The sequence below is a fragment of the Burkholderia sp. MSHR3999 genome, from assembly GCF_000833595.1.
GTDB classification, from domain to species: Bacteria; Pseudomonadota; Gammaproteobacteria; order Burkholderiales; family Burkholderiaceae; genus Burkholderia; species Burkholderia ubonensis.
Map to the genome: position 1 here is coordinate 2,172,786 of NZ_JRFO01000007.1, position 23,964 is coordinate 2,196,749.

Genomic DNA, 23,964 nt, shown 5'->3' on the forward strand with positions numbered 1-23,964 from the left:
GACCCACGATGCAGCCACTTTCCGACGAAGCGCCGCTGGCCCTGTTCGATTCCGTCTGCACCGAAACCGCCGTCGCGTCCGGCGACCTGACGCTCGCGGTTCGAACCTGGGGCGACCCGGCCCGCACGCCGGTCGTGCTGTTGCACGGCTATCCGGACAACAGCAGCGTCTGGCAGCACGTCGCGCCGCTGCTCGCGCGCCAGCACTACGTGATCGCGTACGACGTGCGCGGCGCGGGCCTGTCGGGCGCGCCCCGGCGCACGGCCGACTACCGGCTCGCGAAGCTGACCGACGATTTCGTGGCGGTGATCGACGCGCTCTGCCCCGGCCGCCCCATCCACCTGATCGCACACGACTGGGGCTCGATCCAGGGCTGGGAATGCGTCACCGAGCCGCGGCTCGCGGGCCGCATCGCGTCGTACACGTCGTGCTCGGGCCCGTGCCTCGACCACGTCGGCTTCTGGCTGCGCGAACGCCTGCTGCGTCCGACGCCCGCGTCGCTGGCCAGGCTCGGCGGCCAGCTCGTGCGGTCGTGGTACGTGGTCCTGTTCCACCTGCCGTTCATCCCCGAGCTGAGCTGGCGGCTGTGGCTCGGCCGCGCGTGGCCGGGCCTGCTGCGCCGCGTCGAGAGGACGCGCGTCGCGCCGCGCGCGACGCAGGCCGACGACGGCGCGCGCGGCGTGCGGCTCTATCGCGCGAACTTCATCCGCTGCCTGTTCACGCCGCGCGAGCGCTACGCGCATGCGCCGGTGCAGGCGATCGTGCCGCTCGGCGACAAGTACGTGAGCCCCGCGCTGTCGGAGAACCTGTCGCGCTGGGCGCCGCAGTACTACCGGCGCGAAGTCGCCGCCGGACACTGGCTGCCGCTCACCGATCCCGCGCGCTTCGCGGGCCTCGCGCAGCAGTTGATCGACGCGGTCGAGCGCGGCGCAGAACCGCCGGCGCTCGCCAACGCGCGGCGCCGCGCGACGAGCGGCCGCTTCAGCGGCAAGGTCGCGGTCGTCACCGGTGCGGGCAGCGGGATCGGCCGCTGCGCGGCGCTCGCGTTCGCACGCGAAGGCGCGACGATCGTCGCGGTCGACATCGACACGGCAAGCGCCGAGCGCACCGCGCTGCTGGTCCGCCTGATCGGCGCGCAGGCCCATGCGAAACGCGCGGACGTCGGCTCCGCCGGCGAGATGGAAGCGCTCGCCGGCTGGGTCGGCAGCGCGCTCGGCGGCGCGGACGTCGTGATCAACAACGCGGGCATCGGCATGGCGGGCGGCATCCTCGACACCAGCGCCGCGCACTGGGCGCGGATCCTGCACGTGAACCTGTGGGGCGTGATCCACGGCTCGCGGCTGTTCGCGCAGCAAATGGTCGCGCGCGGCGCGGGCGGCCACATCGTCAACACCGCGTCGGCGGCCGCGTTCGGGCCGTCACGCGACCTGCCCGCGTATGCGACGACCAAGGCCGCGGTGCTGATGCTCAGCGAATGCATGCGCGCGGAGCTGGCCGGGCAAGGCATCGGCGTGACCGCCGTGTGCCCGGGCTTCGCGGAAACCGGAATCATGGCGTCGACGCAATACGCGGGCGCCGATGCGCAGGACGAAGCGCGCCTGCGCAAGCGCGCGACGAAGCTCTACCAGATGCGCGGCCTGAAGCCGGAAACCGTCGCGCAGGCGATGGTCGACGGCGTGCTGCGCAACCGGCCGGTCGTCGCGGTCGGGGCCGAGGCTCACGCGCTGCGCTTCGTCGGCCGCTTCATGCCGTGGCTCGGCCGGATGATCGCCCGCGTCAGCATGGCATCGCACTGACGGCACAACGACACGGCAACGACGCCGCACAGGGAGACGCACATGACCGCTACCGCCGACTACCACAAGATCAAGGCCCGCCACGTGAAGTTCGACTTCAGCGACACGCCGGTCACGTGGGTGCCGGACGATCCGGGCAGCACGCACATCATCAACACGCTGAACCTGCTGTTTCCGGAAGGCGAGCTGTGGTTCTGCCGCGTGTACAACAAGGCGCTGCCGCTGATCACCGACGCGCGGCTGCGCGACGAGGCCGAAGGCTTCCTGCGGCAGGAAGCCGTGCATTCGCGCTCGCACGGCGGCGTGCTCAAGCACTACTACGACCGCCACGGGATCGACACGAAGCCGTTCACGCAGAAGCTCAACTGGCTGTTCACGCGCGTGCTCGGCGAGGCGCCGCTCGGGCTGAAGATCGGCCATACGCGGTTCTGGCTGCGCCAGCAGCTCGCGGTGATCGCATCGCTCGAGCACTTCTTCGGCTATCTCGGCAACTGGGTGCTCAACGCGCACGGGCTCGACGAAGGCCGCGCCGATCCGACGATGGTCGACCTGCTGCGCTGGCACGGCGCCGAGGAAGTCGAGCACCGCACCGTCGCGTTCGACATCTACCGCCACCTGGGCGGCACGTATCCGGAGCGCTGCATGCACATGGCGTTCGTGATCGTGCTGCTGCTCTACTACATCACGAAGGGCGCGAAGTTCATGTACCGGCGCGACCCGGGCGCGGGCCGCTATCCGGGTTTCGTGCGGTCGTGGTGGCAGGGCTCGCGGCGCGGACACCTGCCGTCGTTCTGGAAGGTGATCGGCGCGGCGCTGCGCTATTTCAAGCCGGGCTACACGCCGCACCACGAAGGGTCGACCGAGCAGGCGCTCGCCTATCTGGCGCGCTCGCCGGCCGCGCAGGCGGCCGCGCACGGCGGCAACTGGGGGGCGACGAAGGGCGCGTGACGCGCGGCAGCGCGCGGCCCGCGCCGAAATGCGTACAATCGCGGCTTCATTTCCCCGGAGGTGCCGCGATGGCCATGAAAAAAACCGATCTCGAAAAGAACAAGGCGCTCAAGCTGACGCACGCGATGAAGCAGTCCAGCTCCGCGCGTTTCGGCAAGGGCAGCGAAGCGCCGGCGACGCTCGACCGCCGCGCACAGCGCAAGCTCGACCAGGAACAAGGGCTCGTGCCGTTCGCGTGCAAGCTCAACGCGGAGCTCGTCGAGCAGCTGAAGGCGCGCGCGGCGACGCATCCGAACGGCATGACCGGCCTGCTGTCCGAACTGCTCGTCAACGGGCTCGCGCAGCGCGACGCGTGACCCGCGCCTGTCTCGAAGATTTCCGTTGACAACGCCGCGCCTGCACGACAAACTCGTTCGCATGCCTACGTTCAAGCTCATCGCCATCGCGATCAATCACCGAGTGAACGCCCATGCGGGCGAATCACCGGGGGCGCTTGTGCGTTAGCATCCAGAGCAGCACTGCATGTCACAAGGCCTCGCCGGAAACGGATGAGGCTTTTTTGTTTTGGTGCGCGTCATCCGCCCGGCTCAACGGATGGAGATGACGATGGACCAAGCAAGCCAGCTGTTTGTTCGTCCCGATCTGCGCTGCCCCGGCGCGATCGCATTGCCGAGAGTCGTGATTCACTTCGCCGTCGCGCCGCGCAAGACGCTGACGTGGCGCGCGCCGAACGACGCCGAACTCCGGGCGCACGACGCGACGCTGTGGGTCACGCGGCTCGCAAGCATCGACGATTATTGGATGCGCCCCGGCGACGTGCTGCGCATCCCGCGCGGCGAACGCATCTGGCTGAGCGCGGACGGCAACCTGCCGGCCGAGGTGTCGATCACGACCGCGTACGTGAAACGCGGCGAGCGGCTGCAACGCGCGCTCGCGCAGATGCGGCGCATGCTGCGCGGGCCCTGGCGAAGTCGGGAATGATGCGGCCGTCGTCACGCGCGATCCAACATGAGCGACGTGAGGAAACGCGCGCGCCTGCGACTCAACCCATCGCAGGTGCGCACCGAATGACGCGGCGCGCCGCTGCGTGCCGCGTGCGATCACGCGCCGCGCGCGACCATCAGGTGCTGGCGGCAAGGCGCGGGCCCGTGCCGCGCGGACTGGATTCGATTTCAGGTCGTTGCGACGGCTGCGCGCTCACCCAAGGTTCGATGCCCTGCCGCTGCACTTCCTCGAGAAACGACACGCGCGTACGCCAGTAATCCGCTTGTAATTTCGCGTCGATGACGCGCTGCTCGGCCGCGAACAGTTCCATGCGTGCCGTGATGATCATCGACGCAGCGGTTTTCTCTGGCGTGGGGGCGTGCCGCAACGCCCAACGGCTGATCCAGTTCAACATGCTGACCTCCGTGATAACGGATGAACCCGCATCGGGCAATCGCAATCGGCCGCCCGGCGCCCGCGTGCGCAACGGCCGCCGTGCTCTACCACCAGGCGCGCCACGGGCCGCCGACTCCCCGCGTCAACGACCATCGGCCCGGTGCGCATGCACGGTTTATCTATCCTAGGAAGAGTTGCCGGTTAACGCGATGGGGTCTTGCACTCTTTTACACAGAAACCACAGTCCGCATTGCAATACGCGATGACAGTTGCGCGCGGAACGGCTTCAGCGCAGGATAGCCCGATGCCCGCTCAGCGCTGGACTGACGAATCGGTTCACCCGTGCATTCGCGTCTCCACACGTGCACGCGAGGCGGCGCATGCACAGTTCGCGTGCAGCATGCGCACGCTCCGTTTCGCCCGCACGTCGGCGCCGCGCCCCCTCGTTTTGTCCCGTTTCGTCCGGTTTTGCCGCCCTTTCCCGTCCGAACCGGTAAAATGCGCGCCTTCCCGCAGCCGGCCCTGCCGACCGCCCGTGCCCGGCCAGCCGCCGATCGCGCCCCGCCACTATATCGTCCGACCTATCCCGGCTATTACAATCCGCCGATAGTCACGCAATAGTGGCTGGTTACAGTACGCCGGCCGCACCCGGCTGGCTGCGCAGCTACAAAAAATCAACGTAACAAGCAACACGACAAACCGACCGGAGAAACGCCTACATGGAATCCATCAAGCGGTATTTCGGCTTCGCTGAAGCCGGCACCGACTTCCGCACCGAAATACTCGCGGGCGTCACCACGTTCCTGACGATGGCTTACATCATCTTCGTCAACCCCGCGATTCTCGGTGACGCCGGCATGCCGAAGGAATCCGTGTTCGTCGCGACCTGCCTCGTCGCGGCGCTCGCGTCGATCATCATGGGGCTGTACGCGAACTATCCGATCGCGTGCGCGCCCGGCATGGGCCTGAACGCATACTTCGCGTACACGGTCGTCAAGGGCATGGGCTTCACGTGGCAGGCCGCGCTCGGCGCGGTGTTCGTCTCCGGCTGCCTGTTCCTGCTCGTCACGCTGTTCCGCGTGCGTGAAGCGATCGTCAACGGCATCCCGAAATCGCTGCGCATCTCGATCACCGCCGGCATCGGCCTGTTCCTCGGCATCATCTCGCTGAAGACCTCGGGCGTGATCGTCGGCAGCCCGGCCACGCTCGTCACGCTCGGCGACCTGCACAAGCCGACCACCATCCTGTCGATCATCGGCTTCTTCGCGATCGTCACGCTCGACCACCTGCGCGTGCGCGGCGCGATCCTGATCGGCATCATCGGCGTCACGATCCTGTCGTTCTTCTTCGGCGGCAACGAATTCCACGGCGTGTTCTCCGCGCCGCCGTCGATCGATGCGACGCTGTTCAAGCTCGACATCGGCGCGGCGCTGTCGACCGGCGTGATCAACGTGATCCTGGTGTTCTTCCTCGTCGAGCTGTTCGATGCGACCGGCACGCTGATGGGCGTCGCGAACCGCGCGGGCCTGCTGGTCCACGGCAAGATGGACCGGCTCAACAAGGCGCTGCTCGCGGACAGCACCGCGATCGTCGCGGGCTCGGTGCTCGGCACGTCGTCGACCACCGCGTACATCGAGAGCGCATCCGGCGTGCAGGCCGGCGGGCGCACCGGCGTGACCGCGATCACCGTCGCGGTGCTGTTCCTCGCGTGCCTGTTCATCGCGCCGCTCGCGGGCGTCGTGCCGGGCTATGCAACCGCGCCGGCGCTGCTGTACGTGTCGTGCCTGATGCTGCGCGACATGGTCGACGTGCCGTGGGACGACGCGACCGAGGCCGTGCCGGCCGCGCTGACCGCGCTGCTGATGCCGTTCACGTACTCGATCGCGAACGGCGTCGCGTTCGGCTTCATCGCGTACGGCGGCCTCAAGCTGCTGACGGGCCAGGTGCGGCTGGTCAAGCCGATCGTATGGATCATCGCCGCCGTGTTCCTGTTCCGCTTCTTCTATCTCGGCAGCGAATGAGCGTCGCGCAACCCGCCGCATAACGAAAAACGCCACTTTCGAGTGGCGTTTTCATTGGTGCGCGGGCATCGGGTGGCCGCGAGACGGCGACGCCAAACCCCGGCGCGCCCGGGCGGCGCGCGTGGACTCGACGACGACCGGGCCCGCTGCGCTCAGCGGCGCCCGCTCGACACGCGCTCGGCGTTCAGCGCCAGTTCGCCTCGTAGAAGCGCACGTAGCCGCTGCGCAGCGTCACGCATTGCGCGCGCGTTTCCGACAGCAGGCGCCGGGTCGCGGCCTCGATGCGGTCGCGGTGCATGTCGAACGCGCCGACCATGTCCTCGAAACGCGGGGATGCCGCGCCGAAGTGGTCTTCCAGCGCCTCCGCGGTGATGTGGCATTGGACGCGCTCGCCATTGACCAACGCCGGAAACGCCAGCATCAGTTCGCGTCCCGAATACTCGGGCGCCTCGTTCGGGAAATGGATCTGCATGGGAGCCGCCTCGACCGTCCGGTAGAAGATGAGTGACCGCGTACGTCGTCCGCTACCGGCCGGACGAAATGTTCGCGGGCTGGCCGGCAACGACACGGGCCGCGGCGTTTGGCGCGGACAATGCATGCCGGTTGCATTCACTTTAGACGGTTTGGCGCAGGAGGCAAATTTTGCGCGCGCGGCGTTCCGCCGCGGTTTTCGTCTGGTCAATCCCGCGCCGGGCGAGCCGAATCAGGTCCGGCATCAATGGGGATCTTTCGGCCACACGTTGAGCGCGACCGCGGTCGTCGCGACGCCCAGCCCGATCGCCGCCGCGCCGTAGAGCAGCGCGTCCTGGATATCGAAGAGCAGGCCGTGGATCGCCACGCCGATGCCGCCCAGCATCACGAAGGTGGCGATGGCCGCCAGAATGACCCTCAGTTCCGTCCGAACCATGATGCGTCTCCCGAACGGATGCATGTCGCGGCGCATGCATGCTGCAATGCGGAACGAAGCGCGGCGTGATCCAATTTCATGATTGCATGCGCCCGCTTAAAAACAAGCAGAATTTGCCCGCAGTCGCGCATCTCGCGCGGCGCTTGTATGATGGAGCGTTCCTGCGTGGCCGGCCTGCGCCGAACGTCGCGCGAGCGGGGAACGCACCCCGCCGGCGGCTGCAGATCAGCATGAGATCGGAGCGCGCGCCACCGCGCCCCCTCCGGTCACTGGAGACACGTCATGCCTCAATCTTCCGTGCTGCCCGCCACCACGGGCCGCACCGACCTGCTTGCGCAAGCGCACGTCCGCTCGACCGCGGTCGGCCTGCGCACGAACGACCTGCCCGATTTCTCGCCGCTGTCGGGCGTCGCGCTGCGCGAACTGATCTCGACCCATCACTCGCTCTACACGCACGCGCGCCCGGTGATGGAAAACCTGCACGCGCAGATCGCCGACACGCAAAGCCTCGTGCTGCTGACCGACCCGGACGGCGTGATCCTGCACAGCATCGGCGACGCGGACTTCATCGAGAAAGCCAACCGCGTCGCACTGTGCCCGGGCGTGTCGTGGGCCGAAGGCGCGCGCGGCACCAATGCGATCGGCACCGCGCTCGCGTCGGGCCAAGCGCTCGCGGTGCACGGCGCCGAGCATTTCCTGCGTGCGAACCGCATCCTCACCTGCTCGTGCGCGCCGATCGTCGATCCGTTCGGGCGCACGCTCGGCGCGCTCGACGTGAGCGGCGACCCGCGCGGCTTCAGCTCGCACACGCTGGCGCTCGTGCGCATGTCCGCGCAGTTGATCGAGAACCAGCTGTTTGCGAACCAGTGCGCGGAAGCGCTGCGCGTGCGCTTTCACGCGCACGAGGAATGCGTCGACTCGCTGTTCGCCGGGCTGGTCGCGCTCGGGCCCGACGGCGGGCTGATCGCCGCGAACCGCAGCGCGCAATTCCAGCTCGGCGCGCCGCTCGACGCGCTGCAGCACCGGGGTTGCGATGCGCTGTTCGGCATGTCGTTCGGCCTGCTCGCGCAGCAGGCCGCCCGCGCGCCGGGCGCGACGTTCCGGCTGACGCTGGCGAGCGGCGTGCGCGTGCTCGCGCGCTGCGAATTCGCCGACGCGCAGAAAACGGCCGTCGCCGTCACGCCAGCCGCGCCGTCCGTCGCACGCGCCCCCGCGACCGATCCCGACGCGATCACGTTCGCGACGCTCGACACCGGCGACGCGCGCATGGCCGCGGTGCTCGAACGGGTCGCGAAGATTCGCGGGCGCGACCTGCCGCTCCTGATCCTCGGCCAGACCGGCACCGGCAAGGAATGGCTCGCCCGCGCGCTGCACCATGCGTCGCCGCGCGCGGACGGCCCGTTCGTCGCGGTGAACTGCGCGGCGCTGCCCGATTCGCTGATCGAGGCCGAGCTGTTCGGCTACGAGGACGGCGCGTTCACCGGCGCGCGCAAGCGCGGCAGCCCCGGCAAGATCGCCCAGGCCGACGGCGGCACGCTGTTCCTCGACGAAATCGGCGACATGCCGCTTGCGCAGCAGGTGCGGCTGATGCGCGTGCTGCAGGAACGCGCGGTCATGCCGCTCGGCGGCACGCGCGCGGTGCCGGTGGACGTGCGCGTGGTGTGCGCGACGCACCGCGACCTGCGCGCGATGATCGCCGCCGGCACGTTCCGCGAGGACCTGTTCTACCGGATCAACGGGCTCGCGGTGACGCTGCCGCCGCTCGCGACGCGCACCGACCTGCCAGCGCTCGTCGAGCGGATTCTCGCGCGGCTCGCGCGCAGCGAACCGATGCCGCGCCGGATCGCGCCCGACGTGCTCGATGCGTTCATGCGCCATCGCTGGCCGGGCAACCTGCGACAGATGACCAACGTGCTGCGCACCGCGGGCATGCTCGCCGACGACGAAGCGGAAATTGCGCTCGCGCATTTGCCGGACGACTTCTGGCTCGATTGCGATGCGGCGCACGACGCGCCGGAGGCATCGGCAACGCCGGCGAAACCGCTGCGTCAAGCGGCGACGCTGCAGGACCACCAGACGGCGGTGATCGACGCGGTGCTCGCGCGCCACCGCGGCAACGTGTCTGCGACCGCGCGCGAGCTCGGGCTCGCGCGCAATACCGTGTACCGGCATCTGCGCCGGCACTGACGGCGAACGCGGCGAACGCGCGGACGGCATCGGGTATGCTTGGCGGCTTGCCGTTGTGATCCGCCGTTTTCTTCCGACATGACCGATTCCGAACGTCCTCCCCTCGTCCGCGTCGAACCGCTTGGCGTGAGCTTCGACGCGCCCGACGCGCTGACGCTGCTTGAAGCGGCCGCGTTCGCGAACGTGTCGCTGCCCCGCTCGTGCCGCAACGGCACATGCCGGACGTGCCTGTGCAGGATCGTCAGCGGCAGCGTGCGCTATACGATCGAATGGCCCGGGCTGAGCCGCGAGGAGAAGGCCGACGGCTACACGCTGCCGTGCGTCGCGGTCGCGACGTCGGACGTCGTGATCGACGTGCCGGACGCGGTCATGGCCTGACGCGCGCGGCGCGCGATCCGTGCGCAACGGCAACGCTTCACACACCCTTGGAGGTCGTCATGACCCAGCAAACCGATCGCATCGAGAAGCAGGCCGTATTGTCCGCGCCGCTGGAGCGCGTATGGGAAGCCGTCAGCAACGCCGGCGAGTTCGGCAGCTGGTTCGGCGTGAGCTTCGACGGGCCGTTCGTCGCCGGCCAGCGGCTGTTTGGACGGATCACGCCGACGACCGTCGACGCGGACGTCGCGAAGGCGCAGGAGCCGTATGCCGGCGCGGTGTTCGAGATCGTCGTCGACCGCGTCGAGCCCCAGCGCCTGTTCTCGTTCCGCTGGCATCCGTTCGCGATCAATCCGGGCATCGATTATTCGAGCGAGCCGATGACGCTGATCACGTTCACGCTCGACGCGAGGCCGGACGGCACGCTGCTGACGATTACCGAGGCCGGGTTCGACCAGCTGTTCGCCGAACGCCGCGCGAAGGCGTATGAGATGAACGACCAGGGGTGGACCGCGCAGATGATGCTGATCGGGAAGTATCTGGCGAAGCACGCGTGAGGTTCGAACGGCAGCGGCAAATCGAAAAACTCACGGCCGAATCCCCGGACTGAATCGCGCCTTTCATCAGTCAACTCTGCGGCAAGTACGTCATCGAGATTCTCGATGACGTCGAGCAACGCCTGCCGCGCGTCGATCGCGACGCGCACGGCGCATTCGTTCGGGAAAATCCCGCGTTCTACCGGAAAACGCGCGACCGCATGGTCAGCTACCGGGATTGCTATTACCAATGGCTGTACGAGCGAAAGCATGACCATGCTTTGATCAGCCGAAATGGCTCCATTCCGCATATGAAAATTTCGCGACGTGCATTGTTGCCTGCGACCCCTTCAGCATTTTCCGTGGAAATGTAAAAGGAGCGATTCGCCGATCGGCGCCCCGATCGAAATGGCGACACTACGCTGCACTCCTGATCGTGGGAACCGCGCCCGGGTCGGTCCCTTCGCCGCCCTCGTTTCTCGCCCGTAACCGCCTTTGCATTTCGTAACAAGTTGGGTTGATTCGTCGGGGCCACCTGCCGTAAATTTTGCAGGTCGTCCGGCGGCATCCGGCAGTTGGGCGATGTTTCATTCTGCATATCACGCATGCCGGATACCTGGATGGCCCGCCATCCGACACTGCAAGTCCGCACGCCGTACGGACTTGTTCAAGCGGTCGAACTCGCACTGAGTATCGATTCGACAACATGTAGACCAATCGAACCCGACGCGCCGCAGCAGGCTCGCCGAGTCGTTCCTGTCATTCCGGACTGAAGCCCGCGTGACAGGGTGGAACATGGTCGAATCACGCTATTTGCATCGCACTCCTACCAATATATTTGGGAGACTCAACCCGACTTTCGATCGGCATAAATCAACTTTGCGCAACTCGCGAAAGGAAAAGGACAGAAAATGGAATTCGTACGGATGGGAATCGTCTTTGTTCATCTCATCGCCTGCTGTGTCTCGATTGGTCTCGTGCTGACCAGTGACATTGCGATGGTCAAACGGCTTTTGGATTCTGATGCGCCCGCCGATCTTGCCCAGGTCCACCTGCCCAGCCTGCAGCGCACCATCTCGTTGGCGCTGATGGTGCTTTGGGTCACCGGCATTGCGATCGTTGCGTTCGATATGCGGACCCAGGGGCTCACGTATCTCCACAATCCCAAGCTGCAGGCCAAGATTGCCATCGTCGCCTTGCTGACTTTCAACGGCATCGCTTTGCACTCTACGGTCCTCCCGGCACTGGAGAAAGCGGGCTCCCTGCTGAAGCTTTCCTTTGAACGGCGCATGGTTGCCATCTTCCTGGGCGTGGTTTCCGCAGTCTCGTGGTTCTACGCGGCCATGCTGGGCGTCGGGCGCCCGTTGAGCTGGAAGTATTCGTTGTTCCAGATCCTCGCAGCCTACCCGGCACTGATTGCCGGCGGAATCGCCACCATGTTGTTCATCACGGCGCTGGCGAAATCCAGGAAGGCCGTTGAGCGTCACAACACCGAAGAGGTCGCGGCCTATTGATCGCCGACACCGGGGGATGCGTACTGCCCGCAGCAGTACGCATCCCGTTGTCGCACAAGCCGCGCGCCGGCTTGTGCGATTGTTTCCCCACCGTCATGCAGCGCTGAATATTCACCCAAGATAAGACTCCGGACAGTGAATACGCTGTGAGGCCCTCCCGCCTCACGAGCCCGTATCCCATACCCGAGGTCGCTGCTCCGCCCCGCCCCCTGTCCATCGCGCTGCTGGCGATTTCCGCATTCGTCATCGTCACCACCGAATTCCTGGTCGTCGGCTTGCTTCCCGCGCTCGCGCGCGAACTCCGCATTTCGATTTCAACCGCCGGGCAACGCGTCACGCTGTTCGCGTTCACGGTGATGCTGTTCGGCCCGTTCCTGACCGCAGCCTCGTCGCACGTCGAGCGCAAGCGCCCGTTCATCGCGATCATGCTCGTCTTCGCCGCCGCCAACACGCATGCGATCGGCTGGCGCGGCGCGTTCGCCGGACTCGCGATGCTGTTGCTCCTGATGACCGCGCTCCTCGCCGCCTTGATGCCCGCCCGCGGCCCGACAGCCTGCGCATCGCGGCGCAGCTGAGCACTGCATGCGTCGTTCACCGACCGCTTCGTCGATCCGGTCGAGGAAGGCATCGACGTCGCGGTGCGGATCGGCAGCGTCGAGTTCCTTTCCGGCCTGCTCGCGCATCGGACCATCGGCCGCGAGCGCGTGATCTTCTGTGCGGCGCCGCGCCATCTGCAGCAGCGTCCGGCGATTCGCGAGGTGGCGGATCTCGAACGCCACGATTGCGTGACCTACGGCCGCGCGGACGGCAGCGTGAGTCCGTGGGTCGTGCCCGGCCGAACGGGCAAATCGAACGCAGAACGATGAACGGCCGGATCGTCGTCGGCAGCGGCAAAGCGCAGGTCCAGGCGGTGAAGGCCGGTTACGGGATCGCGCAGCTCGCGACCTGGATGATCCGCGACGCGCTGCGCAGCGGCGAACTGGTCGACGTGCCGCCTGCATGCGCGACGGCGGGATTGCCCGTCAACCTGATCTGGACGCGCCACCGGGAACGCCTGCCGAAGTTGGGCACGACGCTGGAGTTCCTGGATCACGCATTGCGCGCCGTCTGCTCGGAACACTGAACGCGCATCGCGGCGATGCGGGGCAGTCCCGCGCAGCTTCGGCGCCGGCGTGGCATCATCCCTGCATCTACACGCGCGGTATCGACTTCACGGAGCGACGCATGTCCGTTCAGACCTGGATTCTCTTTGCTGCGGCCTATCTTGTCACCACGCTGTCGCCGGGCCCCAACGTGCTCCTCGTCATCCGGAACACCGTGCGGTACGGCAGCCACGGCACGGCCGCGACCATCGCCGGCAATCTGGTTGCGCAACTGTTCGTAGTCGTGCTCGTCGCGCTGGGCGTCGGCGCGGTGCTGGCCGCGATGCCGCCGTTGTTCGTTGCGGTGAAGATCGTCGGCGCGCTGTATCTGATGGTGCTGGGCATCCGGCAATTGCGCAGCGCGCGTACCGGCGCCGATGCGCGCAACGGCCTGCAGCCGCACGAGATGCCGGACCGGAACAAGCTGTTCCGGGAAGCGCTGTTCGTGTCGGCCAGCAATCCCAAGACGCTCGTCTTCCTGTCCGCGTTCATGCCGCAGTTCATCGCGCACGACCGCCCGCTGCCGATGCAATTCATCGTGATGTACCTGACGATCGCGTGCATGGTGATGCTCGTCCACAGCGTCTACTCGGCCGGCGTGCGCAAGTTTCATCGCGGCTTCGGCATGACCCGCTGGGTGCGCGCGCTGAAGCGCGCGAGCGGCCTGCTGTTCGTCGGGCTGGGAATCCGGCTGCTCGCGGCCCGGCAGGCCTGAGCGCTCACGCGACGCAAATCCCTTCCATCCAGCACATCGCCGTCGCTGCCCTTGCCGAGCTCGTGCACTTCCAGCATGTCGACCCGCTCGCGCAGCGCCGAATCGGGCGGCGCGTCGTCGCAGCCGTAGGCGAGGTTGTCGCGCAGCGTGCAGCTGATTTGACTACGATCGAAGTCAAATCAGCTGCACATTTCCTGCAAACCGCCGTGCCGGCGCGCCGCCAGCAAGATTCCGCAAGCAAACACCCCGGCCAGGCCGCCGGCCCGTTGCAGGCCGGCGGCCTCCTTCATCACCCGCCCAGGTAAGCCTGCTTGATCCGGTCGTTCGCGAGCAGGTTCGCGCCGGTATCCGCGAGCACGACCCGCCCCGTCTCCAGCACGTACCCGCGATCGGCAACGTGCAGCGCCTTGTTCGCGTTCTGCTCGACGAGAAACACCGTCACGCCCTCGTCGCGGATCATCCGGATGATGTCGAAGATCTGCGCGATCACGAGCGGCGCGAGGCCGAGCGTCGGCTCGTCGAGCAGCAGCAGGCGCGGCTTGCTCATCAGCGCGCGGCCGATCGCGAGCATCTGCTGCTCGCCGCCCGACATCGTGCCCGCGCGCTGCGACGAACGCTCCTTCAGGCGCGGAAACAGCCGATACACGTGCTCGACGCCCGCGTCGATCTCGTCGCGGCTCGCGAAGAACCCGCCCATCTTCAGGTTCTCGAGCACCGTGAGGCTCGGGAACACGCGCCGCCCTTCCGGCGAGATCGCCATCCCCTGCCGCATGATCTGGTGCGTCGACATCCCGGTGATGTCCTTGCCCTCGAACAGCACGCGGCCCGACGACGCGCGCGGCGTGCCGCACACGGTCATCATCAGCGTCGTCTTGCCGGCGCCGTTGCTGCCGATCAGCGTGACGATCTCGCCCTTGTTCACTTCGATCGACACGCCCGCGAGCGCCTCGACCGCGCCGTAGTGCGTATGGACCTGTTCCAGCTTCAGCATCACTCTTCCCCCAGATACGCCTTGATCACGCGCGGATCGTTGCGGACCGCCTCCGGCGTGCCGATCACGATCGGCCGGCCGTGCTCCATCACGAGAATGCGGTCCGACACGCCCATCACGAGGCTCATGTCGTGCTCGATCAGCAGCACCGCGACGCCGAACTCGCGGCGCAGCCGGTCGATCAGGTGCTGCAGCTCGATCTTCTCCTGCGGGTTGAGGCCGGCCGCCGGCTCGTCGAGCATCAGCAGGCGCGGCTCGGTGATCATGCAGCGCGCGATCTCGAGCCGGCGCTGGTGGCCGTACGACAGCGTGCCCGCCGGCCGGTTGGCGACCGACGTCAGGTTCATCCGCTCGAGCCACACGGCCGCGCGTTCGAGCGCCTCCTTCTCCGCGCGCCGGTAGGCCGGCGTCGCGAACAGGCCGTGCAGCAGGCCCGACTTCACCTTGCGGTGCTGCGCGACGAGCAGGTTCTCGACCACCGTCAGCGACTTGAACAGGCGGATGTTCTGGAACGTCCGCACGAGGCCTTTCACCGCGATCTGGTGGCTCGCGAGCCCGGCAATCGGATGACCGTCGAGCACGACGTTGCCCCCGGTCGGCTTGTAGAACCCGCCGACGCAGTTGAACACGGTGGTCTTGCCCGCGCCGTTCGGCCCGATGATCGCGAACACCTCGTCGCGGCGCACGTCGAAATCGATGCCGTCGACGGCGAGCAGCCCGCCGAAGCGCATCTGCAGCCCGGCGACCTTCAACAGTTCTGCATTCATTGCGGGAGCTCCACGTGCGGACGGCTCGCGGGCAACAGGCCCTGCGGACGCCACATCATCATCAACACCATCACCAGGCCGAAGATCAGCATCCGGTACTCGGCAAAACCGCGCGCGACTTCCGGCAGCACGGTCAGCAGGATCGCCGCGAGAATCACGCCGAGCTGCGAGCCCATCCCGCCGAGCACGACGATCGCGAGGATCAGCGCCGACTCGATGAAGGTGAACGATTCCGGGTTCACGAGGCCCTGGCGCGCCGCGAAGAACGCGCCGCCGATGCCCGCGAACGCCGCGCCGAGCGTGAATGCCGACAGCTTGATGCGGGTCGGGTTCAGGCCCAGCGAACGGCACGCGATCTCGTCGTCGCGCAGCGCTTCCCACGCGCGGCCCATCGGCATGCGGATCAGGCGGCTCGTCACGAACAGCGTGAAGCCGACCAGCAGCAGCGCGAGCAGGTACAGGAAGATCACCATGTGTTCGCCGCTGTACTCGAGGCCGATCAGCTCGTGGAAGGTCTTCGCGCCTTCGACGCTTGCGCTGCGCGCCATCTCGAAGCCGAACACGGTCGGCTTCGGAATGCCGGAGATGCCGTCCGGCCCACCGGTGAGGCTCGTCAGGTTGTTCGCGAGCAGGCGGATGATCTCGCCGAAGCCGAGCGTGACGATCGCGAGATAGTCGCCGCGCAGCCGCAGCACCGGGAAGCCGAGCAGGAAGCCGAACGTCGCCGACGCGATCGCGGCGAGCGGCAGGCACTCCCAGAACGTGAGCCCGAAGTACTGGTTGAGCATCGCGTACGTGTAGCCGCCGACCGCGTAGAAGCCGACGTAGCCGAGGTCGAGCAGGCCCGCGAAGCCGACCACGATGTTCAGCCCGAGGCCGAGGATCACGTAGATCAGTGCGAGCGTCGCGACGTCGACCGCGCCGCGCGACCCGAAGAACGGCCATACGAGGCCGACCGCGAGCAGCGCCCAGACGATCGCGCGCTGCTGCCGCGCGCCCATCGCGGGCAGCGCCGGCAGCGTCACCGCGGCTTTCGCGCGCGTGAGCCACGGCTTGAACAGCTGGAACAGGAACACGGCCGCGACCGCGATCCACACGGGGCGCCAGTGCGGCTCGAGCACGACCTGGTAGCCGTCGAGCTTCAGTTGCAGGCCGAGCACGGGCACCGTGAGGATCGCCGTCAGCAGCGCGGCGGCCACGGCGTTCTTCAGCGTGTCGCCGAACGATGCGCCGGCAGCCGGCCGGCGGACGGAAATGACTTGACTCATCTGCGCCTCCCTCAAACCTTTTCGATGTCCGACTTGCCGAGCAGGCCGGTCGGGCGGAAGAGCAGGATCAGCACGAGCAGGCCGAACGCGACGACGTCCTTGTACTCGGCCGGCATGTAGCCCGCCGCGAAGGTTTCGGCGAGGCCGAGCAGCACGCCGCCGAGCATCGCGCCCGGAATGCTGCCGATGCCGCCGAGCACCGCGGCGGTGAACGCCTTGATGCCCGCGACGAAGCCGATGTATGGGTTCAGCTTGCCGATCGTCAGGCCGATCAGCACGCCGCCGACGGCCGCGAGCATCGCGCCGAGCACGAACGTGAACGAGATCACGCGGTTCGTGTCGATGCCGAGCAGGTTCGCCATCTTCATGTCCTCGGCACACGCGCGGCATGCACGGCCCATCCGCGAATGCGAGATGAACAGCGTGAGCGCGATCATCAGCGCGATCGTCACGCAGACGATCAAGAGGCGCGCATACGGCACCGTGACGTCGAAGTCGCCGCCGAGGTGGATGTCGAACGCGCCGGAGATCAGCACGGGCACGGACACGTCGCGCGCGCCCTGGCCGATCTGCACGTAGTTCTGCAGGAAGATCGACATGCCGATCGCGGAGATCAGCGGCACGAGGCGCGGGCCGCCGCGCAGCGGGCGGTACGCGACGCGCTCGACCGCGAAGCCGTACAGCCCGGTGACGAGCACCGACACGATCAGCGCCGCGCCGAGCACGAGCGGCAGCGGATAGCCGGCGGACACGCCGATCGCCGTGAGGGTCACGAGGCCCACGTACGCGCCGATCATGTAGATCTCGCCGTGGGCGAAGTTGATCATGCCGATGATGCCGTAGACCATCGAGTAGCCGATGGCGATCAACGCATAGATCGCACCCAGCGTCAGGCCGTTGACCAGTTGCTGGGCGAATTGCGGAAAGAAATCAGTCATGTGCGGGAAGCTCCCGGTAGCGCCGCGCCGGGCGCCGCCGCCGGATCGCGGCGGGGCTGCGGGCAACGCACGGTGTCGTCACGAGCCGCCCGATGGCCGCTCGCGCGGCCAAATACACACCCGCCCCGCTCGGGTTTCGAGCAGGGCGGGTGCGCGGGCGGGTACTCCGTTTAGTTGGCGGCGACCGTCTTGGTCGCGTCCTTGTGCCACGTGTAGACGACGAACTTGAACGCCTTCAGGTCGCCCTGCGCGTCGTAAGCGACCTTGCCGATCGGCGTGTCGAACGTCGACTTGTGCAGGTACGCGGCGACCTTCGTCGGGTCGGTCGACTTCGCTCCGGCGATCCCGTCGGCGATGATCTTCACCGCCGCGTATGCCGGCATCTGGAACGGGCCGTTCGCGTCGCGCTTCTTGTCGGCGAACGCCTTCACGAGCGATGCGTTGGCGGGGTCGGCCGTGAAATCGGCCGGCAGCGTGACGAGCATGCCTTCCGACGACGGGCCGGCGATCGCCGTCACGTCCTTGTTGCCGACACCCTCAGGCCCCATGAAGGTGGCCTTCACGCCCTGCTCGCGCGCCTGGCGCATCAGCAGGCCCATTTCCGGGTGGTAGCCGCCGAAGTAGACGAAATCGACGCCTTGCGACTTCAGCTTCGTGATGATCGCCGAGTAGTCCGAATCGCCGGCGTTGATGCCTTCGAACAGCACGACCGGAATCTTCGCGGCTTCGAGGTCCTTCTTCACCGACGACGCGATGCCCTGGCCGTACGACTGCTTGTCGTGCAGCACCGCGACCTTCTTCGGCTTCACTTGCGTGATGATGTACTTCGCCGCTGCCGGGCCTTGTTGGTCGTCGCGGCCGATCGTGCGGAAGATGAAGTGGCGCTTCTTGCCTTCGGTCAGTTGCGGCGCGGTGGCCGACGGCGTGACCATCACGATGCCTTCGTTCTCGTAGATGTCGGACGCGGGAATCGTCGAACCCGAGCACACGTGGCCGATCACGTACTTGATCTTCTGGCTGACGATCTTGTTCGCGACCGCGACGGCCTGCTTCGGCTCGCACGCGTCGTCCATCATCACCACCTCGAACTTGTTGCCGCCCGCGCCGCCCGCCGCGTTGATCTGCTCGATCGCGGTCAGTGCGCCAGCCTTCACCATGTCGCCGTACTGGGCGACCGAGCCGCTCATCGGCCCGGCGATGGCGATCTTCACGGTTTCCGCTTGCGCGGCGGCGGCACCGGCGGCGAACAGCACGGCGGCGACGGAGATGGACGTAAGACGGGACAGCGTCATCAGGAGCTCCTCGATGTTGTTAGTCATACGGGCAAAGGCGGCATGACTTGCGCAATCGAACAGCACCCGGGGCGAGGACATGGGACACGCCCGAGACACATGAAGACGGACCTGCGGCGGAATGATGCGTAGCGGGGCCCGGCTCTTGCAGTCCCCGAGGGGACGTCTGGTTCGGAAAGACATCGTGATGCGTCTTGCATTGCGCAAGCGTTTCGCCTGCCCCGCTTGCCAAAGCGCTCGCCGGATGGATGGTCCGACAGCCGTTGGCAAGGCAGCCGAAATTATATGGGCGTTTTTCTTTCATCTGTCAAAAATGCCGACCAACCAAGGGAAAACACGTAGGCGAAAACGGGGCGCGGTAGCGATGGAGGAGCAACCGGTTTTAAAAGGGCCCGCTTGCGTGGAGTGCAATCGGGTTGCGACAGCGAGCGGGGTTTCGCCGTTCAGCGAGGCGGGGCAAGGCGTTCGGGAATCCGTGGCATTCGACCGCGCGGGGACGTGATTTAAAGGGAGATATCGGGCGGACAGGACAACCGAACGGAAGGCGTGTGACGCACCATTTCCGGGAATAGGGGCCGGACCGACAGCCATACAATTTACAGACCGAAGGCGTTGTTTAGAAAGATATTTGTTGTTTTATTGAAATGATTTGAAACCGCAGCCCGGCCGACTCCCGACGCGCGCGGCGCAGCCTCGATCGGCACTCCGTATCCGTCCGCTAAAGAACCCCCGACGCCCACCGTTAACTACAAGACGCCATCTCGTGGCGTGGTCGATTCTTGCATCGGCGCGCCCCTGCTCGATCGGCGCATTCCGGGGTGCGAGCTCGCTCGCTGACAACAATAGAAACACGAGACCTTTATATTCAATACCAAACGCCTGATGACCGTTGCCGGCACGTTCTGCCTTGCGCTGTCGCTGTCCGCCTGCATGTCGATGCATTCCTACGTGGATTCGTCGCTCGGGGAGCCGCACTACTCCGACCTGAAGAAGCCGGCCAGCCCGCAACCCGTCCAGCTGCTGGTCGAATTCCAGACCAAGGGCGTTCCCAATGCACGCGCCACCGAGGCCTTCAAGCCGCGCGTGTACGAGCAGGTGTCGCAATCTGGCCTGTTCAGCCAGGTGTCGTATGAGCCGGTCGCGTCCGGCCGCAAGCTGTCAATCACGATCAACAACCTGCCACAGACCGAAAACGCGAGCGCCCAGGGGTTCGGCACCGGCCTCACGTTCGGCCTCGTCGGCACGATGGTCACCGACGGCTACGTCTGCACGGCCACCTATGCCGCACCCGGGCACGACGCCGTGACCAAGGTCGTCAAGCATGCGATCTACACGACGATCGGCAATGCGTCCGGGCCCGAGGGGCTGAAATCGATGACCCTGCAGGATGCATCGAGCACGATGATCCGGCAGATCGTCGCGAAGAGCCTCGAGGAAATCGATCAATCGTCGGATCTCGCGCAGTGATGCCGGTCCGGATTGCATGCCGGAACGTCGTCGGCGCGCTCGCCGCGCCGGCAGTTCTGGCCGTCACGCTGGCTTTGGGCGGCTGCGTCACGCAGCCGGTGCCGCATTATCAGGCGAGCGTCGCCAACCAGATGACGCTAGCCAGGCTGCCGCGGGACGCGCGCTTTCGCGTGACGACCGGCCCCGACCCGGCCGGCATACAGGCCCAGGTCCGGTCGATGCGTTACGCCGCGCCCGGCAACGGTTCCTGGTCGGACTATCTGAACGAGGCCATCCGTACCGAGCTGACGACGGCCGGACACTACGATGCGAACGCACTGGCCACGCTGGATGCGACGTTGACGGACGTCCGGATATCAGACGGTCAGGCTGAACTGGGCGGACGGTTCGTCATCCGACGCGATCAATCGATCGTCTACGACAAGGCATTGCGCGCGAATGCGCAGTGGGATACGCACTTCATCGGCATGCTCGTCGCGGCGGACGGACTCAATCAGGCGTCTGCGATCTTCCAGAGCCTGCTGCGCCAGCTGTTCGATGACCCCGAGTTCGCCGCCGCAGGCCGGCGCGTGGCGAACGCCGAGGCCAAGATCCAATAGCAGGGCGGCACTTGGCATGCAACTCGACACACAATTTGGCGTAGTCACGATCGTGAATGAGCCGACTTATACATTCCGATCGCAAGACAATATTCGCGCCTATCCTCTCGAATTACTTCTTGGGAACTACGGACCGTCTTCCGTTCATGGAGTCGAGCTGAATGGATGTCGCGTTGCGGTCGTCGGTGCGGATGGCGGATGCACGGCAGTACATGCGCGTTCGGCTGTCGCGATCGACGACAAGCTGTACCTGGCGGTAGGCAATCATGTCGCCTGCCTGTCGTTGAGTTCACCGCACCCGCTGGTCTGGTCGACCTGCGTCGATATCGCGACCTGCTTCGGCATTTACTGGGAAAGCGACCGGGCGACCCTGATCTCGCACGGGGAACTCGAGATTGCGCGCCTGTCGCTGCAGGGTAATGTCATGTGGTCGGCATCCGGTGCAGACATCTTCACCGAACGCGTCCGCTTGCTGCCCGACTGTATCGAGGCTATCGATTTCAATCACGATATTTATCGGTTTGACTACGCGACCGGAGCGTCGCTCATGCGCTGACAGCGACGAACACGGTTGAAACTGCTTTCGCTGCATTGCGCGGAAAAAACACCGACCAGCCAAGGAAAAGCACATAAGCGAAATCGTAGTGCGGTAGCGATGGCGGAGAAGAGGACTTAAAAAGGCAAGTTTGCGTGCAGGGCAGCCCAAGGCGTTGATTAGAAAGCTCACTTTTATTTTTATGAAATAATGTGCGGCCGTTTCCGCAGTCCAGCCAGCCCCCGCCGCGATGCGCGCCTGCCGCCAGCCAGCGATCTGCCCGTTTCTTTCAACGCATGTCGCTTGCCTTGCATCGCCCATGAATCACGCCTTTCGCTTCGTTCCCGCCGCCGCGCTCGCCGGTGCGCTTTTCGCCATGACTGCCTGCGCGTGGAGCCAGGGCATCCCCAACCGGGACGTGACCGGCACAAACGTGTTCCGTGCCGAGCGGCGCGCGACGAACGGCGTGCGCATCCCGCGCGACGCGCATGCCGGGCGCTACCCCGCGTCCGCGACGCGCGGCCCGTTCGAGACGAACGATACCCGCGAGCTTCGGATGTCCGGCGGCCGCCTCGTGCGCCGCGCGCAGGACAAGCGCGCCGGCGAATCGCACTGGCCCGCGAACCGCATCACACCCGGCGTGGATGGTCTCGGCCGCCGCGTGCCGGAGTATGAACGGCGCACGCTCAATTGGGATGCGTATCTGAAGGCCAACGGGACGCCGTACGGCACCGGTCTGCACGCGACGCAGATGTTCCCGCCGTCGAACCCGCGCATGCCGATGCGTCCGTACGGCCGCGCGCACGGGCTGCCCGGCGTGCCGAATCCGTACGACCCGTCGGTGCCGCAGCCCGAGACGCGCGCGTTCTACGACAACGGTGCCGGCACGCGTTGCACCGCGACGGGTGGCGCGGGGACGTCGCGGTCGTCGTGCGATCTCCGGTGGTGATGACGCGCGCGGCGCGCGATCGCACCGCCTCACACCCAATTGATCCGGACGCTACTTGGGCTCCTGACACGCAAGTTAGACGTTAGTTGCCGTTCGCAGTCCGGATGTTGTCAAAGTTTAGTGGCACGCTCTCCCTGACACCGCGTCGCCGCCCCTCTGACATACTCGTCGAAACGCACTCGCTCTGACGATCTGAAACGATCAATATTGAACGGCAGATTCGTCCCCTGCTTACAATTCGCGCGACATCTATCGTCAATCAATGCCCCCTCACATTTGCATATGCACACATAACACGAATAACCAAGCCTCGCCCACAGATAGACAATCTCATTATCCTCAGATAGTCAACAGTTGCGCACTCCCATCGAAATCGATTACCCTCAACACTCCCCGCAACAACAGCGACACTTTAATTCCACTCCGAGTCAAGATTCGTGAATAATAAACTTGCCCGCTTGATCTGCGACTATCAGGAAAGTACGCGTACTGCTTTGGTGCTCATGCAGCGATCCGGCATCAGAATGCCTTTCTCCAGTGCAGATTGGATTGAAACTGAAATCCCGGTACACGGCGAGCTTGAAGGCGGTGTTCACTACTTCAAACATGGCAGCGGATGTGCAGTAAAGCTACCCACAGGTGAAGTAGATTTCGATTTTGGTAAGGATGGGGAAATTGGTGGATTCGACGAATGGAGATTGACACGTTTTGCGAAGAATAAACTAGAAGAATACGGCTTTGAAACGGAAGATTTATTAAAAAAGTACTTCACCGAAGCCGTCATTAAAGGATCATTAATTCGCTCAGAAGACTTCCTTTACTACGTCGCAAATACCCCGCGCTCGTTAGCAATGGATGTAGATAGTCGATTACCAGGCGATAACCTCCCATGCCGACACCTGGATCCCATTTTAGTGCTCCACAGTGGCTACTTTCTAGCTGCTGATCTGATGCGGGAAAATTACGAAAAGCTCAACAAAAAATTGGAAAAAAACGACTACCTGAGTGACGGCGATAAGATAAAATTTAGGATTTATCTATCATCTTGGCTAGGATTTCTCCGCACAACCTGCGAGGGCCTCCAAAAACTTAGGATACGCATCCTGATTCAGGAAAATCGCCCAGCACGTTTTCGAGAGCTCATTCCTAAAGTTGATGCATTGGGCCAGATGATGAAGCAGCACTCTGACCCGCTCAGAAAATTTCGAAATGACACCTTCCATCTTCGCAACAACATCGAGGCCACACGAAATTTCTTTGCAAAGGGCGAGGAGCGCCTTCAATGGGCAGAAGATCTACATTTCGCCATCGATAAATTATTTTCAGAATATCGAATTTTATGTGAAGTTCATTACCTTATCAATGGCCGCACAAGCGAAATAAGCATCAGAAAAAAACGCACATATCGCCGAAAAATCAGCAAACATTAACTTGATCATCAATAAATTTTCATATTTTATCCAGCCACCCTAACCGAAAGCGGGCTCGCCATGTTCTGGTGAATTCATTATCTGCGCCGGCTCAGCCAAACCAAGCATGAAAGTCGTTCGGCCTTTGTGGCAGCTCATATGCACAGGGAACGCTTGTCTTCAGTATCTGAAGCCTATCTCAATCGCCCCTAAGCTGTGCGGAACAGA

The 23,964-nt window shown here is 65.1% G+C and carries 27 protein-coding genes; 19 read left to right on the forward strand and 8 right to left on the reverse strand.

Features of this window, described 5'->3' with window-relative positions; translation table 11 throughout:
• Positions 1-8 precede the first annotated feature (8 nt).
• From KY49_RS32905 to KY49_RS32920, 4 genes are all read left to right on the forward strand, one after another.
• Positions 9-1,796, forward strand: a complete 1,788-nt coding sequence (locus KY49_RS32905) for an SDR family oxidoreductase (RefSeq protein WP_042588422.1) — start codon at positions 9-11, stop codon at positions 1,794-1,796.
• A 42-nt stretch (positions 1,797-1,838) separates the two neighbouring features.
• Positions 1,839-2,744 (forward strand): metal-dependent hydrolase, encoded by a 906-nt coding sequence (locus KY49_RS32910; protein WP_042588423.1) that lies wholly within the window; start codon positions 1,839-1,841, stop codon positions 2,742-2,744.
• Positions 2,745-2,812: 68 nt separating this feature from the next.
• Entirely contained in the window at positions 2,813-3,100 is a 288-nt protein-coding gene (locus KY49_RS32915) for a hypothetical protein (protein ID WP_042588424.1), read from the forward strand.
• A 250-nt stretch (positions 3,101-3,350) separates the two neighbouring features.
• The gene (locus KY49_RS32920) at positions 3,351-3,725 is read left to right on the forward strand and encodes a DUF2917 domain-containing protein (protein ID WP_042588929.1); all 375 of its coding nucleotides are present in this window, start codon (positions 3,351-3,353) and stop codon (positions 3,723-3,725) included.
• Between the two features lie 139 nt (positions 3,726-3,864).
• Here the strand turns inward: KY49_RS32920 and KY49_RS32925 are convergent, their stop codons facing one another.
• Complete coding sequence (locus tag KY49_RS32925; protein WP_042588425.1) at positions 3,865-4,143, reverse strand: hypothetical protein; 279 nt, start codon at positions 4,141-4,143, stop codon at positions 3,865-3,867.
• Positions 4,144-4,843: 700 nt separating this feature from the next.
• Here KY49_RS32925 and KY49_RS32930 point away from each other — a divergent pair.
• Complete coding sequence (locus KY49_RS32930; RefSeq protein WP_042588426.1) at positions 4,844-6,145, forward strand: NCS2 family permease; 1,302 nt, start codon at positions 4,844-4,846, stop codon at positions 6,143-6,145.
• Positions 6,146-6,329: 184 nt separating this feature from the next.
• On the opposite strand, the gene KY49_RS32935 is transcribed toward KY49_RS32930, so the two are convergent.
• Positions 6,330-6,617: a DUF1488 domain-containing protein gene (locus KY49_RS32935; protein ID WP_042588427.1), complete on the reverse strand. Its 288-nt coding sequence runs from the start codon at positions 6,615-6,617 to the stop codon at positions 6,330-6,332.
• A gap of 243 nt (positions 6,618-6,860) precedes the next feature.
• Positions 6,861-7,052 carry a DUF2964 family protein gene (locus tag KY49_RS32940; RefSeq protein WP_042588930.1) on the reverse strand — a complete coding sequence of 64 codons (192 nt, stop codon included), beginning with the start codon at positions 7,050-7,052 and terminating at the stop codon, positions 6,861-6,863.
• A gap of 282 nt (positions 7,053-7,334) precedes the next feature.
• Between KY49_RS32940 and KY49_RS32945 the strand changes: the two genes are divergently transcribed.
• From KY49_RS32945 to KY49_RS32975, 9 genes are all read left to right on the forward strand, one after another.
• On the forward strand, positions 7,335-9,239 hold the full coding sequence (locus KY49_RS32945) for a sigma-54-dependent Fis family transcriptional regulator (protein ID WP_042588428.1): 1,905 nt from the start codon (positions 7,335-7,337) through the stop codon (positions 9,237-9,239).
• A gap of 78 nt (positions 9,240-9,317) precedes the next feature.
• Positions 9,318-9,617: a 2Fe-2S iron-sulfur cluster-binding protein gene (locus tag KY49_RS32950; protein WP_029226225.1), complete on the forward strand. Its 300-nt coding sequence runs from the start codon at positions 9,318-9,320 to the stop codon at positions 9,615-9,617.
• Between the two features lie 59 nt (positions 9,618-9,676).
• Complete coding sequence (locus KY49_RS32955; protein WP_042588429.1) at positions 9,677-10,171, forward strand: SRPBCC family protein; 495 nt, start codon at positions 9,677-9,679, stop codon at positions 10,169-10,171.
• A gap of 105 nt (positions 10,172-10,276) precedes the next feature.
• A complete protein-coding gene (locus KY49_RS37950) occupies positions 10,277-10,435 on the forward strand; it encodes a hypothetical protein (protein WP_156162661.1) in 159 nt (52 codons plus the stop codon).
• Between the two features lie 626 nt (positions 10,436-11,061).
• A complete protein-coding gene (locus tag KY49_RS32960; RefSeq protein WP_042588430.1) occupies positions 11,062-11,664 on the forward strand; it encodes a hypothetical protein in 603 nt (200 codons plus the stop codon).
• A gap of 146 nt (positions 11,665-11,810) precedes the next feature.
• Positions 11,811-12,239, forward strand: coding sequence for a hypothetical protein (locus tag KY49_RS39395; RefSeq protein ID WP_442854664.1), 429 nt, complete (start codon positions 11,811-11,813; stop codon positions 12,237-12,239).
• A 63-nt stretch (positions 12,240-12,302) separates the two neighbouring features.
• Entirely contained in the window at positions 12,303-12,530 is a 228-nt protein-coding gene (locus KY49_RS39400; protein WP_052495824.1) for a hypothetical protein, read from the forward strand.
• Positions 12,527-12,787, forward strand: coding sequence for a LysR substrate-binding domain-containing protein (locus KY49_RS39095; RefSeq protein WP_052495825.1), 261 nt, complete (start codon positions 12,527-12,529; stop codon positions 12,785-12,787). Before KY49_RS39400 ends, KY49_RS39095 begins: the two co-directional genes overlap by 4 nt.
• Before the next feature lie 101 nt (positions 12,788-12,888).
• Positions 12,889-13,521, forward strand: a complete 633-nt coding sequence (locus tag KY49_RS32975; protein WP_042588432.1) for a LysE family translocator — start codon at positions 12,889-12,891, stop codon at positions 13,519-13,521.
• A gap of 289 nt (positions 13,522-13,810) precedes the next feature.
• Here the strand turns inward: KY49_RS32975 and KY49_RS32980 are convergent, their stop codons facing one another.
• The 5 genes from KY49_RS32980 to KY49_RS33000 form a co-directional block, all read right to left on the reverse strand.
• Positions 13,811-14,512, reverse strand: coding sequence for an ABC transporter ATP-binding protein (locus KY49_RS32980; protein ID WP_010089867.1), 702 nt, complete (start codon positions 14,510-14,512; stop codon positions 13,811-13,813).
• Positions 14,512-15,279: a high-affinity branched-chain amino acid ABC transporter ATP-binding protein LivG gene (gene livG / locus KY49_RS32985; RefSeq protein WP_042588433.1), complete on the reverse strand. Its 768-nt coding sequence runs from the start codon at positions 15,277-15,279 to the stop codon at positions 14,512-14,514. Before livG ends, KY49_RS32980 begins: the two co-directional genes overlap by 1 nt.
• Entirely contained in the window at positions 15,276-16,547 is a 1,272-nt protein-coding gene (locus KY49_RS32990) for a high-affinity branched-chain amino acid ABC transporter permease LivM (RefSeq protein ID WP_042588434.1), read from the reverse strand. The genes livG and KY49_RS32990 overlap by 4 nt, the downstream gene beginning before the upstream one ends.
• An 11-nt stretch (positions 16,548-16,558) precedes the next feature.
• The gene (gene livH / locus KY49_RS32995) at positions 16,559-17,485 is read right to left on the reverse strand and encodes a high-affinity branched-chain amino acid ABC transporter permease LivH (RefSeq protein ID WP_010089870.1); all 927 of its coding nucleotides are present in this window, start codon (positions 17,483-17,485) and stop codon (positions 16,559-16,561) included.
• 170 nt (positions 17,486-17,655) lie between these two features.
• Entirely contained in the window at positions 17,656-18,777 is a 1,122-nt protein-coding gene (locus KY49_RS33000) for a branched-chain amino acid ABC transporter substrate-binding protein (protein ID WP_042588931.1), read from the reverse strand.
• An 882-nt stretch (positions 18,778-19,659) separates the two neighbouring features.
• Between KY49_RS33000 and KY49_RS33005 the strand changes: the two genes are divergently transcribed.
• From KY49_RS33005 to KY49_RS36645, 5 genes are all read left to right on the forward strand, one after another.
• Complete coding sequence (locus tag KY49_RS33005) at positions 19,660-20,244, forward strand: hypothetical protein (RefSeq protein WP_042588435.1); 585 nt, start codon at positions 19,660-19,662, stop codon at positions 20,242-20,244.
• Positions 20,244-20,843: a hypothetical protein gene (locus tag KY49_RS33010; protein ID WP_042588436.1), complete on the forward strand. Its 600-nt coding sequence runs from the start codon at positions 20,244-20,246 to the stop codon at positions 20,841-20,843. The genes KY49_RS33005 and KY49_RS33010 overlap by 1 nt, the downstream gene beginning before the upstream one ends.
• 16 nt (positions 20,844-20,859) lie before the next feature.
• Positions 20,860-21,399, forward strand: a complete 540-nt coding sequence (locus KY49_RS33015; protein ID WP_042588437.1) for a hypothetical protein — start codon at positions 20,860-20,862, stop codon at positions 21,397-21,399.
• Between the two features lie 298 nt (positions 21,400-21,697).
• The gene (locus tag KY49_RS33020; protein WP_042588438.1) at positions 21,698-22,327 is read left to right on the forward strand and encodes a hypothetical protein; all 630 of its coding nucleotides are present in this window, start codon (positions 21,698-21,700) and stop codon (positions 22,325-22,327) included.
• A 437-nt stretch (positions 22,328-22,764) separates the two neighbouring features.
• Positions 22,765-23,757: a DUF6896 domain-containing protein gene (locus KY49_RS36645; protein WP_082062491.1), complete on the forward strand. Its 993-nt coding sequence runs from the start codon at positions 22,765-22,767 to the stop codon at positions 23,755-23,757.
• Positions 23,758-23,964 lie beyond the last annotated feature (207 nt).

Excerpts from the sequence above, each read along its gene's own strand:
- KY49_RS32905 (WP_042588422.1), top strand. The coding sequence starts at position 9 with ATGCAGCCACTTTCCGACGAAGCGCCGCTGGCCCTGTTCGATTCCGTC.
- KY49_RS32910 (WP_042588423.1), top strand. The coding sequence starts at position 1,839 with ATGACCGCTACCGCCGACTACCACAAGATCAAGGCCCGCCACGTGAAG.
- KY49_RS32915 (WP_042588424.1), top strand. The coding sequence starts at position 2,813 with ATGGCCATGAAAAAAACCGATCTCGAAAAGAACAAGGCGCTCAAGCTG.
- KY49_RS32920 (WP_042588929.1), top strand. The coding sequence starts at position 3,351 with ATGGACCAAGCAAGCCAGCTGTTTGTTCGTCCCGATCTGCGCTGCCCC.
- KY49_RS32925 (WP_042588425.1), bottom strand. The coding sequence starts at position 4,143 with ATGTTGAACTGGATCAGCCGTTGGGCGTTGCGGCACGCCCCCACGCCA.
- KY49_RS32930 (WP_042588426.1), top strand. The coding sequence starts at position 4,844 with ATGGAATCCATCAAGCGGTATTTCGGCTTCGCTGAAGCCGGCACCGAC.
- KY49_RS32935 (WP_042588427.1), bottom strand. The coding sequence starts at position 6,617 with ATGCAGATCCATTTCCCGAACGAGGCGCCCGAGTATTCGGGACGCGAA.
- KY49_RS32940 (WP_042588930.1), bottom strand. The coding sequence starts at position 7,052 with ATGGTTCGGACGGAACTGAGGGTCATTCTGGCGGCCATCGCCACCTTC.
- KY49_RS32945 (WP_042588428.1), top strand. The coding sequence starts at position 7,335 with ATGCCTCAATCTTCCGTGCTGCCCGCCACCACGGGCCGCACCGACCTG.
- KY49_RS32950 (WP_029226225.1), top strand. The coding sequence starts at position 9,318 with ATGACCGATTCCGAACGTCCTCCCCTCGTCCGCGTCGAACCGCTTGGC.
- KY49_RS32955 (WP_042588429.1), top strand. The coding sequence starts at position 9,677 with ATGACCCAGCAAACCGATCGCATCGAGAAGCAGGCCGTATTGTCCGCG.
- KY49_RS37950 (WP_156162661.1), top strand. The coding sequence starts at position 10,277 with ATGACGTCGAGCAACGCCTGCCGCGCGTCGATCGCGACGCGCACGGCG.
- KY49_RS32960 (WP_042588430.1), top strand. The coding sequence starts at position 11,062 with ATGGAATTCGTACGGATGGGAATCGTCTTTGTTCATCTCATCGCCTGC.
- KY49_RS39095 (WP_052495825.1), top strand. The coding sequence starts at position 12,527 with ATGAACGGCCGGATCGTCGTCGGCAGCGGCAAAGCGCAGGTCCAGGCG.
- KY49_RS32975 (WP_042588432.1), top strand. The coding sequence starts at position 12,889 with ATGTCCGTTCAGACCTGGATTCTCTTTGCTGCGGCCTATCTTGTCACC.
- KY49_RS32980 (WP_010089867.1), bottom strand. The coding sequence starts at position 14,512 with ATGCTGAAGCTGGAACAGGTCCATACGCACTACGGCGCGGTCGAGGCG.
- livG (WP_042588433.1), bottom strand. The coding sequence starts at position 15,279 with ATGAATGCAGAACTGTTGAAGGTCGCCGGGCTGCAGATGCGCTTCGGC.
- KY49_RS32990 (WP_042588434.1), bottom strand. The coding sequence starts at position 16,547 with ATGAGTCAAGTCATTTCCGTCCGCCGGCCGGCTGCCGGCGCATCGTTC.
- livH (WP_010089870.1), bottom strand. The coding sequence starts at position 17,485 with ATGACTGATTTCTTTCCGCAATTCGCCCAGCAACTGGTCAACGGCCTG.
- KY49_RS33000 (WP_042588931.1), bottom strand. The coding sequence starts at position 18,777 with ATGACGCTGTCCCGTCTTACGTCCATCTCCGTCGCCGCCGTGCTGTTC.
- KY49_RS33005 (WP_042588435.1), top strand. The coding sequence starts at position 19,660 with ATGACCGTTGCCGGCACGTTCTGCCTTGCGCTGTCGCTGTCCGCCTGC.
- KY49_RS33010 (WP_042588436.1), top strand. The coding sequence starts at position 20,244 with ATGCCGGTCCGGATTGCATGCCGGAACGTCGTCGGCGCGCTCGCCGCG.
- KY49_RS33015 (WP_042588437.1), top strand. The coding sequence starts at position 20,860 with ATGCAACTCGACACACAATTTGGCGTAGTCACGATCGTGAATGAGCCG.
- KY49_RS33020 (WP_042588438.1), top strand. The coding sequence starts at position 21,698 with ATGAATCACGCCTTTCGCTTCGTTCCCGCCGCCGCGCTCGCCGGTGCG.